A 14,768-nucleotide genomic window follows, 5' to 3' on the forward strand; every position below is an offset into this window, starting at 1 on the left:
GGAGTCCGCCGCCATCGGCACCGCGCAGCGGAATGCGGGAGGGGCCGGTTCAGTGCCACGTCTGAAGGCCGCGGAGGGCGCGTCGGTTCTCGACGCCGAGTTTCCGGTAGATGCGGTAGAGATGATTTCCCACCGTGCGGACGGATATGGTCAGGCGTTCCGCGATTTCCCTGTCCGTCAGTCCTTGGGCGACCAGCACCGCGATCTCGCTCTCTCGTGAGCTCAGCGGCTGGGCTTCCTTGAGACCTTGCAGGGCGGGGGTGACGGCTCCTTCGCAGCGGGCGGCCAAGGCGGTGGCCCGCAGCCTGGCCGCCGTCGCCCTGCGTTCGTTGCCGGAGTGCGCGTACAACCGTGCCAGCTCCGCGTATGCCTCGGCGGCACAGAGGTCGGTACCGCACGCGGCGAAGACGCCCGCGGCCTCGTGGAGGAGATCCGGGTCCTTCATGGCCACGGCGCGGCCGTAGTCCAGCCGCGCCTGCAGAAGCGGTCCCTGTACGGAGATGTCCCAGAAGGGGCTGGTGTGCCGCGCCAGGCCGAGGCGTGTCATCTCGTGGACGAGGATCGCCACGTCGCCGTGAGCCCCTCGGGAACGATGCAGTGCGGCAGCCTCGGCGAGGAGGTCGGCCGCCTCGGCGCGCCTGGCTCCCGCGGTGGCCGACCAGCCCAGGGCGACCGCGTGGTGGGCCATGAAATAGGAGCAGCCGAGCGCCGGGAGGGCGTCGGCGACCCGAGCCGCGGCGGCCCGGTCGGGCAGGGCCGCGCAGGCGAGCGCCCGGTAGACCAGGGCGCGCTGCCGCCACAGGTCCCAGCCGGTGTCGTAGGTGGAGGTGAGCGTCAGGTGGGGGAGGGCCTGGCGTGGCCGGCCGCGCTCCAGGAGGACCATTCCCAGGGCGAGCCCCCTGCGGGCGTCGACCGTGATGTGCCGGCCCGGGACGGCCGCACCGCCCGGGTGAAGCAGGATCTGCTGCGCTTCGTCGAGTGTGCCGCAGTCGGCGAGAGCGAGGGCGTGGACCTCGTCCAGGGAATGGACGTGGAACGCGGCCCGGCAGGTGTCGGGCGCCGTGTCGTCGTCGGCGAGGCGCCGGTGGAGGCGCAAGGCGTCGAGCGGGCGCCCCGCGTGGCACAGGGCGGCCATGACGAAGACGCCCGCTTCGCGCTCGACCACCGGGTCGCCATGGGCGAGAAGTGGCTCGGCGAGGCGCAGGGAGTCGGCGAACCGGCCCTGGAAGTACGCGGCCATCGCCTGGTGGTGCTGGAGTTGTACGCCGGTCATGGTGGCGATGAGCGGGCGGGCGTCGTCGAAGCGCCCTTGAAGGAGCAGGCTGCGACTCCTGAGGTCCTGGACGGCGGGTTCGGGGTCGGTCGCGTCCAGCAGGCGGTCCGCCGAGGCGAAGTCCCCGAGCGCGACCAGCGAGCGCCCGTGCGCCGCCACGGTGTCAAGGCTCTGCTGCTGGTTCCAGGCGCATTCGGTGAATCGCGCCGCGGCCTTCAAGTCCTCCATGTGGTAGGCGAGTTGAGCCGCTTCCAGCAGGTTCTGCACGCCGACGGGCAGGGCTGCCTGCAACCGCCAGTCCAGGACGCGCAGTCGGTCGTCGTGGCCGACGGGGGGCTCACGCTCGTAGGCGTCTATCCAGGTACGCAGCAGCGCCCGGCGCTTCAGTTCCGGCATGCGCTCACGGAGGAAGTGCCCGAGCAGGCGCAGGCCGAGGCGGACGCTGGGGCACTGCGACACGGTCGTCCCCGCGGTCCGGGGGACCGGGGGCAGCACGACCCGAAGCAGGTGCCGCTCCTCCAGCCCCACCAGGGAGCCGGTGTCCGTCAGCGTTTCGAGTACCGGCAGTGACGCCGGCTCCGCGACCGCGATGAGGTCCAGGGCCCGTACCTCGTCGGCGTTGAGATGACGCAGCATGCGGCTCAGGATGTCCAGCAGCGCGGGGGACCACGGGACCCCGTCGGTCACGTCCCAGCCCTCGGGGTGCGCCACGATCATGCCTTGCTCGCACGCCGCGTGCACCAGCTCGCAGAGCAGCCGGGGATTGCCCTCGGCCAGGGCCGCGAAGTGCGAGGCCGCCGTATGGAGAAGCCGGTCCCCCAGCAGGTTGGTCGCCAGATGCCGAGTCGCGTCCGTGTCGAGTGCGCGCAGGTCGACACGGGACAGATGGCTGTCCTTCCGCGGTCCGAGGATCGCCGGGGCGTGGTCCAGTTCGGTCGTCACCGTCACCAGCAGGTCGACGGACCGGCGTTGGGCCACGTCCCGCAGCGTTCGGGCGGTGGCGCTGTCCAGGTGGTGCGCGTCATCCACGACGACGACGGGACGGGCGCTTCGGGTGGCGGCGGCCAGCGTCTCCAGCGAGCTCGCGGCGATGTGGTCGGCCGGTGGCAGCGCGTGCCTCTGCCGCGGAACACCCCCATGCCTGAGGAACATGATGCGGCGCGACGAGGGCAACGCCTTGGCGACCTCCTCCGAAAAGCGCGTCTTCCCCATACCCGTGGTTCCGGCGACGACGATTCCGGCGTAGCGGTCGCTACCGGATGTCATGGCGTGTACCGCCGCCATCAACTCCATATCCCGTCCGATCAGCGGGACTTGCCCCGTAGCGAGAGGAACCGGGCGTGCCGGCGCTCCTGTTGCTCCCTTGAGGGAAGGGGCATTCACCTGGTTGTCGGGCCGGAAGGAATTCTTCACTAGATGCTCCACTGCGTTGCATCCGGACTGTCGAATGCGTAACTGTCGAAGACATCGTCAGCGCTGCGGCGACGAGCACTCACGGAGTCGCCTCACGGTGTGGTCGTCGAACTGACCGATGCCAGCCCCACGGCGGGGACTTGTCTCCGCATCGAGGCAAGAGAGAACGAGCATCTCCCGGCGGAAACCGAAACTCGTGAGTAGTTGCTGCTCAAATCCCCGGCGCGGCCCGCTCGTCGATCCCCGGGGACCGACCCCGGGGTGGTCGACATGGGGGGTGCCCGTTTTCTTGGGGGTGCGTGTAGGGGGTGTTCCCCGATGCCGAGGCCGTCGGGCGGCGGGCAACGTCGGGGGCAGCCAGTTCCCGCACTCCCGCAACGAATGAGGTGAGTCGCGCATGCCGCGGATCTCTGATCTCGACCGTTGGCCACTCATCGACCGTGCCGAAGAACTAGCGGCCTTCACGAAGACACTACGTCGCCGCGGCCGGTCGTTCATGATTCACGGACCGGCGGGTGTGGGAAAGACCCGGCTGGCGGAGGAGTGCCTGCAGCAGGCCATCGCCCTGGGGCACCAGGGCGGGCGGGCGCTGGCTGCCGGGGCGGCGGCCGGGCCACTCGGTTGCCTGGGGCATCTGCTGTCCGCCCACGCCGACCAGCACGATCCGGTGGCTCGGCTGATCGCGGCGACAAAGGCGCTCGGCGCACAGGGCCGCGACCGATTCGTACTCCTCGTCGATCACCTCGAAATGCTCGACAGCGCGTCGACGCTGCTGGTCAGCCAGCTCCTCGAGACCGGAGTGATCTTCCTGATCGCCACCGTCAGCCCTGGGCCGCCGGCGCAGGCGCTCTCCGGGATCGTCCGGCCCGACCACGACTGCCGGGTCGACCTGGCCGAACTGGACCGGGACCGCACCGAGCACCTGCTGCGTCGGGTACTCGGCGGATTCGTCGAAGCGCGGACCGTCAGGGAGTTCCACACCTTGAGCCAGGGGAATCTGACCCTGCTGAGCGAACTGGTCGGCGGTGCCAAGGCGGCGGGCGCCCTGCGGCAGGACCAGCGGACCTGGCGGCTCACCCGGCCGATTCCGCGCACCGGCCGGCTCACGGAGCAGTTCGACGCACGGCTGGCCGCGCTGGACGCCACCGCACGCGACACACTGGACCTGCTGGCCGTCGCGGGGCCGCTCACGACGGGTGATCTGGCCGAGACGGCTTCGGAGACGGTGCTGATCACGTTGGAGGCCGCCCACCTCGTCACCGTCCGCCGTCACGGGCGCCGCACCGTGATGGATCTGGCCCACCCCGCCCATGCCGAGATACTGCGCGCCCGGATGCCGGTGCTCCGCGAGCGCGCGCTGCTGACGGAGCAGGCCGCCCGGCTCCGCCGCCGCGGCCTGAGGAGACGCGAGGACCCCCTTGCGCTGGCCACCTGGCACATCCGGGCCGGCGGTGGCGCCGACTCCCGGCTGCTGCTCCGGGCCGCCGCCGTGGCACGGCAGGACGAGGACTTTCCCAAGGTGACGATGCTGCTGCGGGCCCTGCCCGAGGCGCGGCGCACGGGGGCCGCTCTCCTGACGCTCGGCGGGGCCCACGCCGTGCTCGGCGAGGTCGACGAGGCCGAGGAGGCGTTCTCCACCGCCCAGGCCATGGCGGCAACCGAGCGGGACAGGGTCGGCGCCTGCCTTGCCCGCACCGCGAATCTGCTGGGAAACGGTGAGCGGCTCCGCCAGGCACTGGCCGTCAATCGTGTCGCCCTGAAGGGGGTGGAAGGTGCTGAAGGGCGGCAGTTGCTGCGCGCGAACGAAGCCCTGATGCTCACCGTGGCGGGCTCCCCGAGTGCGGGTACCGCTGCCCTGGAGCGGTTGCCGCACGCGCGGCGGATGCTGCGTGACGGCGATCGGTGGCCGCTGGGATCCGCCGTGGCGTCCGCGGGTCTGGCCATGGTGGGGCGGGCCGGCGAGGCCGTGGAGCTGGCGGAACGCGTGCACGCACGGCAGGCGCGGGCGACGGGCACGGCGTCGTCGGGTCTGTCTGCCGCGCTGCCGGCCTTCCGCACGTTCGCCCTGACCGAGGCGGGGCTCCTCGGCCGGGCGAGGAAGATCGGGGAAAGGGGCGTGGCGGACCTCTCGGCCGGTCATGCCCCGGTGCCGCGACTGTGGCTGTTCTTCCACCTCGCCCGCTGCGAGTGGCTGGCCGGCCGGATCGACGTCGCCTTCCGGCTGTACGCAGAAGCCGCCTGTCTCGGCCGTTCGCGCCGGCAGGACAGGGCGCTCAAGCTCGCCCTCTCCGGTCTGGCGGCCTGCGCCGCGGTGCTGGGCACGGAGGATGCCGCCACGAGTGCGGCGGCCGAGGCCCGTACCCTGCCCGGCCCGGGCTTTCTGGCGGGGGAGGAGCGGCTCGGCGAGGCATGGGTCCTCGCCGCGCGCGGCCACCTGCCCGCTGCCCGGCGGGTGTTGCACGAGGCGGCCCGTTCCGCCCGGGACAGCGGGCACCTCGGCTCCGAGGCGGCTCTGCTGACCGAGAGCGCGCGGCTCGGCGGCGCCAAGGAGGCCGCACACCGGTTGAAGGAACTCGCCGCCCTCTGCGAAGGCGAACTCACCGCGGCGAGAGCACACTTCGCGGCGGCGCTCGCCTCCCGCGACGCCCAACTGCTGCTGGCCGTGTCGGAAGAGCTGGAGACCCTGGGCGCCGTGCTCCTGGCCGCGGAGGCGAGTGGCGGGGCGGCAGAGGTTCTCGCCCGCGACGGGCAGCGGTGCGAAGCCGCCACAGCGGCGGCACGGGCCAGGACACTGGCCGAGCCGTGCGGCGGCGTACGGACCCCCGTACTCGCCGGGAACGCCGCAACCGTCGCGCCGTTGACCTCGCGGGAACGCGAGATCGCCCTGATGGCCGCGCGCCGGATCCCGAGCAAGGACATCGCCGAGCAACTGGTCCTCTCCCGGCGCACGATCGACAACCATCTCAGCCACGTCTACGCCAAGTTGGGCGTCAGCAGCCGCGGTGAACTCTCCGCCCGCTTGTCGGTGTGAGTCGCGGGAGAACCCCTTCCGGACTCAGGAGGCACGCGCGGGGCGAACAGGCAAGGAAGGCGCACCATGGGACCGGACGACGCAGCGGCGCAGCACAGGGTTTCGGTCATTCCCCTGCCGTATTGCCCCTCCTCGGTTCCGCGCGCGCGGCGCGCCGTGCTCGACGTGCTGGGACGGTGGGGGATCCTCGACGCGGAACCGGTGGCCGCGATCGAGCTGATGGTGTCGGAGCTGGTCACGAACGCGGTCGTGCACGGGCGGCCACCGGTGATCCTCGAGTGCGAGACCCGCGGGGACGACTTCGTGATCCGGGTGTACGACGGCAGCACCGCACCGATCGACGTGTTCGCCGAGTGCCCCGACGCCGCCGCCGAGCGCGGAAGAGGTCTCGCCATCGTCAAAGCGCTGGCGAAGAAGTCCCGGATCGACGTCGGCGCGTCCGGTACGACAGCCACCGCCTCCCTCTCCCTGTAGCGCGCGGAATTGAGCAGCTTCTACTCATGGAAGTGGCGAAACGGCTTCGTACGATCGGTCGACAGATTCCCACGGGGGCGATCTGAAGGGGAATAAGGAACGCGAGATGCACCATGGCACCACCAACGCCGTCCCGACGACATGGGTCGTACCCGGTTACCTGGACGAGGCGGAGCTCGGGACGGGCGCGAGCGGGCGGGTCGTCCGGGCGCGGCACACAGCCACCGGGCGTGCGGTCGCCATCAAGTACCTCGCGGAGCGGCTGCGGGCGGACCGCGGATTCCGGGCCGTCTTCCGGTCCGAGGCCCAACTGCTGTCCGAACTGCGGTCGCCGCATGTGGTGCGGATGTACGAGTACGTCGAGGACACCGCGGGCGTCGCCATCGTCATGGAGCTGGTCGAGGGCATTCCGCTGCGGGCCGTGCTGGAGCAACAGGGCGCCATCGCCCCCGAGGCCGCGCTGCTTGTGCTCAAAGGCTCGTTGCTGGGGCTGGCGGCGGCACACGACGCCGGGATGGTGCATCGCGACTACAAGCCGGACAACGTCCTTGTCACCGCCGAGGGCGCCTCGATGCTCGTGGACTTCGGCATCGCGGTGCGGTCGGGCAGTACGCCGGACGCGGCCGGCACGCCGTCCTACATGGCGCCCGAACAGTGGCGGGGCTCCGTCGCCACACCGGCCACGGACGTGTACGCGGCGACCGCCACGTTCTTCGAGTCCCTGACCGGGATGCGGCCGTACAGCGGTGTGAGCGCCATGGAGTTGGGGGTGCAGCACATCGAGGCACCGATACCCGACGCGCTCGCTCCCGAGTCGGTACGGTCGTTGATCCGCCGGGGTCTGGCCAAGACCCCCGGCGACCGCCCGACGACCGCGGCGGCGTTCCTGGCCGAGGTCGAGGCGGTCGCGGTCGCGCGCTACGGCACCGACTGGGAGCGTCGCGGGCAGGTCGCGCTGGTCGCCCTGGCGGCCCTCCTGCCGTGGTTGTTCCCGGCAGCGGCCACGACCGCTTCGACGAGCGCGGTCTCGGCAAGCACGTCTCCGGCCGGCACCTCCATGGCCGGTGCGCCCGGGGCCGGTGCCTCCGCGGTCGGTGCGTCCGCGGTCGGCACCGCCATGACCGGCGCGTCCCTGGCCGGTACCGCCTCGGCCCGTACGTCCCTGGCCAGGAGGGCGCGGAAGCCGGCCGCGGCGGCCGCGGTAGCCGTGGTGCTCGGCGTCGTCGTGGCGGCCGCCGCGTGGCCCAGCGGGCACCAGGGCGGGGGCACGGCGGCACCGATGCCCGCGACCTCCCCGGCGGGGCCGTCCGCCGCCGCGAGCCCTGAGGGCACGACGGCCTTCCCCGAGCCCTCCGGCTCCGCCGATGCCACACCTTCCCCCGGTTCCACCGCCTCCACCGGCCGCAGGGGCTCCCGCGCGGTTCCCACCGGCGCGCCGACCCGTACGCCGGGCAGCACCGTGACCTCGGGTGTCGCGCCCGCCCCGGTGCCGACGGGCTCGGGGACGGGGAGTCCCGGTGGCACCGGAGTGCCGACCACCACCTCGTCGTCCGCGCCGCTCGACGTGCGGTCCGTCACGATCGACACGTTCAGCTGCACGGGCCGGCAGGCCAGCGCGGTGATCACCGCCCGTACCAACGCCGCGGCCGACGGCTCCGTGACCGTGAGCTGGTTCCACGCCGACGACCCCGAACTGACCACCAGCACCGTCGAGGTGACGCAGACGTTCGCGCTGCCCCGGGGGCGGAGCCAGGTGTCCGTTCCGGCCGGACATTACTTCGACGGTGGCGCCTGGTGGGGTGTGAGCGTCTCGACCAGTCCGCCGGCCGCCCGCGGCAACGCCTCCTACCAGGTACGCGACGCCCTCTCGTGCGACCCGCCGCGTTGACCACGCGTCCCTGCTGACGGACTCGTACGCGAGCCGGCTCCGTGATCCTCGACCACAAGGAAGTACCGATGCTCACTCCGTGTGTACGCGCAGTCGAAAGAATGTTTGAAAGTGGGAGAATAGACGCACGGCTATCTGATTCTCAGGGGTAGCGGGAGACTGGACGCATGGCCACGCGTGCTTTGCTGGAACGCGAACGGGAGCTCGGTGTACTCACCGAGCGGGTCCAGGCGGCGCGGGCCGGCGCCGGGGGATTCGTGCTGGTCGAAGGGCCGGCGGGGGTCGGTAAGACCCGCCTTCTGGAGGAGGCGCGGGAGGTCGCGGCGGCGGTCGGCACCCGGGTCCTGGCCGGGCGGGGATCGGAGATGGAGCGCGAGTTCGCCTACGGCGTGGTGCGGCAGTTGTTCGAACCGGCCCTGGGCGAGGCTTCGGACGGTGAGCGCGAGGAGTGGCTGTCCGGCGCCGCCGAACCGGCCCGCTCGGTGCTGGGCTCGGTGACCTCGCAGGTGCCCCCTGGTGACTTCGCGACGCTGCACGGGCTGTACTGGCTGGCGGCGAACATGGCGCAGCACACCCCGCTGCTGTTGATGGTGGACGACCTGCAGTGGGCGGACGCGCCCTCGCTGAGGTTCGTGACGTATCTCCTGCACCGGCTGGAGGTGCTGCCCATCGCGGCGGTCGCCGCGTCCCGCCCATGGGCGCGGGAGGAGGAGACGCCGCTGCTGCGGATGATGAGCACCGACCCCTCCACCGTGTCCCTGCGGCCGCGCGCGCTCAGCCGCGAGGCCGCGACCGAGTTGGTCAACGACGCGCTGGGGCCGGGGACGCGTACCGATGAGGACTTCGTGAGCGCGTGCCACGACGCGACCGCGGGCAATCCGCTGCTGCTGCGGCAGTTGATCCAGCTGGTGCGCGCCGAGGGTATCGAGCCCGTCGCCGGCAACGCCGCCAAGATCCTGGAGCTGGGCCCCAAGGCCGTCTCCCGGTACGTGGGGGTACGGCTGCACGAGCTCACCCCCGGTCATGTGCGGCTCGCCCGGTCGGTGGCGGTACTGGGCGACGGCGCCGAACTGCAGCACGCCGCCGCGCACGCCGGGCTGTCCGTCATGGCGGCGGCGGACGCCGCACGCGAGTTGCAGCGCGTCACCATCCTGGCCCCGTCGGCCCCCGGCGTCCCGGACGGCATGCTTCCCGGGACCGAGCCGCTGGCCTTCTGCCATCCGCTGATCCGCGCCACGGTCTACGCCGACCTCGACGCCGCGACGCGGATGGACGCGCACGCGCGCGCCGCCGACATTCTCGGCGACGCCAAGGCCGCACCGCAGCACATCGCCGCCCACCTCCTGCACATCCACCCCGGCGCGGACCCCCGCACCGTGACGGTGCTGCGTGCCGCCGCGGACGACGCGCTCGCCCGCGGCTCACCGGACAGCGCCAGCATCTACCTGCGCCGGTGCCTCGAAGAGCCGCCGCCGCGGGAGGAGTTGATCGACGTCCTGGTCACCGCGGGTACCAGCGCGTTGATGATCAACACGGACGCGGCGGTCGCCCCCCTGCGGCAGGCCCTCGCGATGTCCGCCGATCCGCTGCAACGGACCCAGCTCAGCCTGGCGTTGGGCGGAGCGCTGACCTACCTGCTGCGCACCGAGGAAGCCTCCGAGGTCTACGAAGCCGCGGCCCGCGAGGCCGACACCGAGGAGAGCAGGCGCCTGATCGCGGCGGCGACGCTCTCGGTGTCGATCGTCGCCCCGCACCGTCCGGACCTGATGGCCTACGCCGACGAAGCGGCCCGGTGGACCCCGCACCCGAGTCCGGGCGGGCGAACGCTGGAGGGCATGCTCGGGTTCATCCGGACCTGCCAGGGCGATCCCGAGGCACTCGCCTTCGCCCAGCGGGCCGGCGAAGACCAACTGGCCAATGTGCCCGGGGGGGAACCAGCGCTGGTCGGAGTGTGGTGGACCCTTCTCGCGGCCGACCGGAACGAGGTCATGGACCACCTCAACGAAGCGGTGGCCTGGGCACATCGCAGGGGATCGGTGCGCACTCTGGCCCCCGCGTACGACTACAGGGGCCTGGCATGGCTCTGGCGTGGCCAACTCGCCGAGGCGGAGGCCGACTCGTACCAGGCCATGCGCGCCATCGACGCGGCGAACATCAGGGTGGGACGCCCCTTCAACAGTTTCGTGCGCGCCGAGCAAGGCATGTGGCGGGGCGAACTCTCCCAGGCCGCCGACGCACTGCGCTGGGCCGACGTGGACGACCCCATGACGGATCCCGGTCAGTTGTTCCTCTTCCTCGGCGCCCAGGCCCGGCTGCAGCGCTTGCAGGGCGAGTACGAGCACGCGCTGACGACCGCACGGAAGGCCGGGCAACGCTTCGCGGCGCACGGTGGATTGAACCCGGCGGTGCTGCCCTGGCGCTCCGAGGCCGCCCTGAACCTGCTGGCACTGGACCGAGTCGAGGAGGCACGCGGCTACGCGGAGGAGGAGCTGGCCCTCGCCCGGCAGTGGGGCGCGCCCCGCGCCCTGGGACGGGCGCTGCGCGTCACCGGTCTCGTCCAAGGCGGTCAGGACGGTCTGGCGACGCTGACCGAGGCCGTCGCCGTACTGGACGGGTCCCCGGCGCGTCTGGAGTACGCCCACGCGCTGATCGATCTCGGTGCCGCGGTCCGCAGGGCGGGACAGCGCGGTCAGGCCCAGGAGCAGCTGCGCAAGGGGGCCGACCTCGCCCAGGCGTGCGGCGCCGCCCCCTTGGTGCAACAGGCGATGACGGAGCTCAGGATGACCGGAGCCCGCCCGCGGCGCATCGACCTGACCGGGCCCAAGGCGCTCACCCCCAGCGAGCGGCGTGTCGCGGATCTGGCCGCCGAGGGATGCACCAACCGGGACATCGCCCAACGGCTCTTCATCACCATCAAGACGGTCGAAGTGCACCTCACCAACGTCTACCGCAAGCTCAACATCACGCGGCGCGCACAGATCGAGCGTGAACTGACGCCGCTGGTGGAGGAGATGACGTGACCATATGCCCACCAGCGTGTGACAGAGAGTGACTTAGGCATGGCGGACGCGGCGTCGGGGCTGTTCGAGCGGGGGGAGGAGTGCGCGGCGATCGGGGAGTCGGTCGCGGACGTCGGGCACGGCGCCGGGGGGCTGCTGCTCGTGGAGGGGCCCGCGGGGATCGGCAAGACCCGGCTGCTGGCCGAGGTGCGGGCGAAGGCGTCCGAGGCGGGGCTGGCGCTGGGCCGGGCGCGGGCGTCGGAGATGGAGCGCGACTTCGCCTTCGGGGTGGTGCAGCAGCTGTTCGAGCCGCTGCTGGCCGCCGCGGACCCGGCTGCCCTGGAGGAGCTGTGGCAGGGCCCCGCCGCACAGGCCCGGGACGTGTTCACACCGACCGGCACCAGCGGTTCCGCGGCGGGGCCGGCCGGCGACTTCGCGGTGCTGCACGGCCTGTACTGGCTGACCGCCAACGCCAGCCAGTCCCACCGGCTGGTGCTGGTGGTGGACGACCTGCAATGGTGCGACGCCCCCTCCTTGCGCTACCTCGCCTACCTCCAGCCCCGCATCGCGGACCTGGGCCTGCTCGTCGCCACCGCACTGCGCAGCGGCGAACCCGCCACCGACGAACGCCTGCTGCAGCAGTTCACCACCGCCCCGGAGACACGAGTGCTGCGTCCGCACCCACTGACCGCCCAGGCCACCACGCGGCTGCTGGAAGCGGCGCTGCCCGCCGGGGTCGACCCGGCCTTCGCCCTCGCCTGCCACCGGGCAAGCGGCGGGAACCCGCTGCTCCTGCGCGAACTCGCCCGCACCCTCATCGCCGAGGAGATGGCGGCCGACGCCGGGAACGCCGCCCGGGTGACCGACCTCGGCCCTCGCGCGGTCACCCGCCTGGTGGAGACCCGCCTGGCCCGCCTTCCCGGGACCGCGGTGACACTGGCCCGGGCGGTGGCGATCCTCGGCGACCGCGCGGACCTGACCGCCGCCGCCGCTCTCGCGGGGCAGGACACGGCCGTCGCCCTGCGCGGCATCGCCGCCCTGGAACGGCTGGAGATCCTGCGCGTCCGCCACGACCAGGCCCGTACCCTGCTGTCCTTCGTGCACCCCCTGGTACGGGCCGCCGTCCACGACGGCATCGGCTACGCCTACCTGGTCCGGGCACACCACCGCGCCGCGCACCTGCTCACCACCGCCGGCGCCGACCCCGAACGCATCGCCGCCCACCTGCTGCACACGCCGCCCGCCGCCGACCCCGGCACGGTCGGCACACTGCGCGCGGCCGCGGTCTCCTCGACGCGGCGCGGCGCCCCCGGCAACGCCTACACCTACCTTCGCCGCGCTCTCGCCGAACCACCCCCCGGCGACCAGCGCCGTGAGGTGCTCGTCGAAGCCGGACAGACCGCCTTCCTGGTCGACCTGAAGCTCGCCGCGGAGCACCTCCAGGAGGCACTGGACCAGACCGTGGACCCGCTCCAACGCGCGGACCTCGCCCTGCAGTTGGGCACCGCCTATCTCTGGCTGCTGGACCTCCACCGCGGTGTCGTCGTCTGGACGGACGCCCTGGAGCGGCTCGACGACGCCCAGGTCGACCGCAGACGCCGGATCGAGGCGGCCCTCCTGGACGGCGCGCTCGTCGCCCCGGGCCAGGACGACGTCACACGGCTGCTTCCCGGACTGCGCGCACTGCCTCCGCACGACTCCGTCGGCGGCCGGCTGCTGGACTGTGCCCTCGCCAGTTTCGACATGGTCGTCTGCGACCCGGCCGGCGTGGCCCGGGCCCGGCGCGCCCTGGCGGGAGGGGATCTCGTACGGGAAGCCAGCCTCGAAGGCGCGCTTCCCGCCGGATGGATGGCCCTGCTGACCGCCGACGACGAGACCACGGTGATGGACAGCCTGGACTCCGCGGTCCGGCACGAGCGCCTCCGGGGCACGGCCGGCATCGTGCCGTACTACGCGTTCCGGGCGCTGGGCTGGCTGTGGCGCGGCCAACTCGCCGAGGCCGAGAGCGATGCCAGGGAATCGCGCCAGCTGGCCGCGATCGCCCGCATCGAGGTCAACCGCCTCTTCGCCGACGTGTATCTGGCCGACTCGCTGATGGAACAGGGCCGCCTGGACGAGGCCGAAGAGGTCCTGCGGTCGATCGGCGTCTCCGCCGCGTCCCGCCCGCCGGGACCGGCCTACTTCGCCCTGGACTCCTACGCCCGGCTGCTGCGCCTGCGCCGTCAGGACGCGGCGGCCCTGAGAGCCGCCCGCGCCGCAGGCCGGGTCTGGGACGCGTTCGGCTTCGTGAACCCGGCCATGGCGGCGTGGCGTACCGAGGCCGCCCTGGCACTCGACGCCCTCGGCCAGACCGACGAGGCGCGCCGGGTGGCCGCCGAGGAACTGGAACTGGCCCGCCGGTGGGGCGCGCCCCGGGCCCTCGGCCGAGCGCTGCGCGTCAGCGGCCTGGTCGCCGGGGGAGAGGCGGGCCTGCCGCTGTTCCAGGAGGCGGCGGCGGTGCTGGAGGACTCCCCGGCGCGGCTGGAGTACGCGAAGGCACTGACCGTACTCGGCGCCGCCCTGCGCCGCACCGGACAGCGAGCGAAGTCCCGGCCGTTGCTGCGGGAGGCCCTGGACCTGGCCGCATGCTGCGGAGCGGCCCCGCTCGCCGACCGGGCCCGTACCGAGCTGGCCGCCGCCGGCGGACGACCGGGCCGCGGCGCGGCGACCGGGGCCGAGGCGCTCACCCCCAGCGAACGCCGAGTCGCCGAACTCGCCGCCGGCGGCGCCACGAACCGCCAGGTCGCCCAGCGGCTGTACATCACCCCCAAGACCGTCGAGGTCCACCTCAGCAGCGTCTACCGCAAACTCGGCATTCCCAATCGCACCCAACTCGCCGACGCCCTCACGCCGTCGTGCCTCGAGCCGAGCAGTTGAGTAGCAATTACTGATGCGGTGACCGCACCCCCCGCCGAGATAATGGTGTCTCCCCGGTCGGCATTCCGCTCCTGAGTTTCCGATACAGGGGAAGTCCGTCGCTCTGACACAACTACATATCGCGGGGAGGTGAAAAACATGGAGAACGTTGACATCGTCGACGAGTTCGACGACATCGCGATCGAGGAACTCGACGACGTGGCGGGTGCGGCGTCGCCCCTGACCACGAACTGTGGCGGCTGTGTCGGCACTGCCAGCTGCCCGGCCACTCTCGGCACCGCGTTCTGCTTCACCGGCTGACGCCGGCCGGCACTTCGTTTGTCCCACCCCACTTCTGTCCACTGAAACGAGGTGAAAAATGAACGAGAACCCCGTCACCGAATTCGACATCGTCGAGGACGTCTGCATCGAGGAACTGACCGAGGCCGGCGCCCAGGACGGTGGGTGCTTCTCCACCGCCGCCACCTTCGGCTGTCCTTCCACGGCCTCGACGGCAGCCTGTCTCAGCTCGAGCTGACACGGAACGCCCCCTGCCCACCACATACATCTTGAGAGGAGGTGATCAACTTGAGCGGAACTGACTCGACGACGGCCCTCCGGGCGCCGGAGATCGACACCCTCGAGGTTGACGAAATCGCTATCGAGGAACTGGCGGAGGTCGGTGCCTCGACCGGCAACTGCTTCGGCACCGCGGGCACGATGAGTTGTCCCGGCACCGCCGGCACATGGGGCTGCTTCACCTAGAAGTGGTGAACCCGGGTTCGGTACTGGCGG

Annotated in this window: 9 protein-coding genes; 8 read left to right on the forward strand and 1 reads right to left on the reverse strand. The window is 72.2% G+C overall.

What is annotated here, in order from left to right; genetic code table 11:
- Positions 1-49 precede the first annotated feature (49 nt).
- Entirely contained in the window at positions 50-2,539 is a 2,490-nt protein-coding gene (locus tag AB0M29_RS13710) for a helix-turn-helix transcriptional regulator (RefSeq protein ID WP_365382429.1), read from the reverse strand.
- A gap of 544 nt (positions 2,540-3,083) precedes the next feature.
- Here AB0M29_RS13710 and AB0M29_RS13715 point away from each other — a divergent pair.
- From AB0M29_RS13715 to AB0M29_RS13750, 8 genes are all read left to right on the forward strand, one after another.
- A complete protein-coding gene (locus tag AB0M29_RS13715; protein WP_365382430.1) occupies positions 3,084-5,717 on the forward strand; it encodes a LuxR C-terminal-related transcriptional regulator in 2,634 nt (877 codons plus the stop codon).
- 66 nt (positions 5,718-5,783) lie between these two features.
- Positions 5,784-6,191, forward strand: coding sequence for an ATP-binding protein (locus AB0M29_RS13720; RefSeq protein WP_365382431.1), 408 nt, complete (start codon positions 5,784-5,786; stop codon positions 6,189-6,191).
- Positions 6,192-6,297: 106 nt separating this feature from the next.
- Positions 6,298-8,079, forward strand: a complete 1,782-nt coding sequence (locus tag AB0M29_RS13725) for a protein kinase (RefSeq protein WP_365382432.1) — start codon at positions 6,298-6,300, stop codon at positions 8,077-8,079.
- A gap of 167 nt (positions 8,080-8,246) precedes the next feature.
- Positions 8,247-11,099 carry an AAA family ATPase gene (locus tag AB0M29_RS13730; protein ID WP_365382433.1) on the forward strand — a complete coding sequence of 951 codons (2,853 nt, stop codon included), beginning with the start codon at positions 8,247-8,249 and terminating at the stop codon, positions 11,097-11,099.
- Positions 11,100-11,138: 39 nt separating this feature from the next.
- On the forward strand, positions 11,139-13,994 hold the full coding sequence (locus AB0M29_RS13735) for an AAA family ATPase (RefSeq protein WP_365382434.1): 2,856 nt from the start codon (positions 11,139-11,141) through the stop codon (positions 13,992-13,994).
- 138 nt (positions 13,995-14,132) lie between these two features.
- Positions 14,133-14,294, forward strand: a complete 162-nt coding sequence (locus AB0M29_RS13740) for a hypothetical protein (RefSeq protein WP_365382435.1) — start codon at positions 14,133-14,135, stop codon at positions 14,292-14,294.
- A gap of 58 nt (positions 14,295-14,352) precedes the next feature.
- Complete coding sequence (locus tag AB0M29_RS13745; protein ID WP_365382436.1) at positions 14,353-14,511, forward strand: hypothetical protein; 159 nt, start codon at positions 14,353-14,355, stop codon at positions 14,509-14,511.
- A gap of 50 nt (positions 14,512-14,561) precedes the next feature.
- Positions 14,562-14,738, forward strand: coding sequence for a hypothetical protein (locus AB0M29_RS13750; protein WP_365382437.1), 177 nt, complete (start codon positions 14,562-14,564; stop codon positions 14,736-14,738).
- Positions 14,739-14,768 lie beyond the last annotated feature (30 nt).

This window comes from Streptomyces sp. NPDC051976 (assembly GCF_040680795.1).
Classification (GTDB): domain Bacteria; phylum Actinomycetota; class Actinomycetes; order Streptomycetales; family Streptomycetaceae; genus Actinacidiphila.

Coding starts and splice junctions, on each gene's coding strand:
- AB0M29_RS13710 (WP_365382429.1), bottom strand. CDS start 2,539: ATGACATCCGGTAGCGACCGCTACGCCGGAATCGTCGTCGCCGGAACC.
- AB0M29_RS13715 (WP_365382430.1), top strand. CDS start 3,084: ATGCCGCGGATCTCTGATCTCGACCGTTGGCCACTCATCGACCGTGCC.
- AB0M29_RS13720 (WP_365382431.1), top strand. CDS start 5,784: ATGGGACCGGACGACGCAGCGGCGCAGCACAGGGTTTCGGTCATTCCC.
- AB0M29_RS13725 (WP_365382432.1), top strand. CDS start 6,298: ATGCACCATGGCACCACCAACGCCGTCCCGACGACATGGGTCGTACCC.
- AB0M29_RS13730 (WP_365382433.1), top strand. CDS start 8,247: ATGGCCACGCGTGCTTTGCTGGAACGCGAACGGGAGCTCGGTGTACTC.
- AB0M29_RS13735 (WP_365382434.1), top strand. CDS start 11,139: ATGGCGGACGCGGCGTCGGGGCTGTTCGAGCGGGGGGAGGAGTGCGCG.
- AB0M29_RS13740 (WP_365382435.1), top strand. CDS start 14,133: ATGGAGAACGTTGACATCGTCGACGAGTTCGACGACATCGCGATCGAG.
- AB0M29_RS13745 (WP_365382436.1), top strand. CDS start 14,353: ATGAACGAGAACCCCGTCACCGAATTCGACATCGTCGAGGACGTCTGC.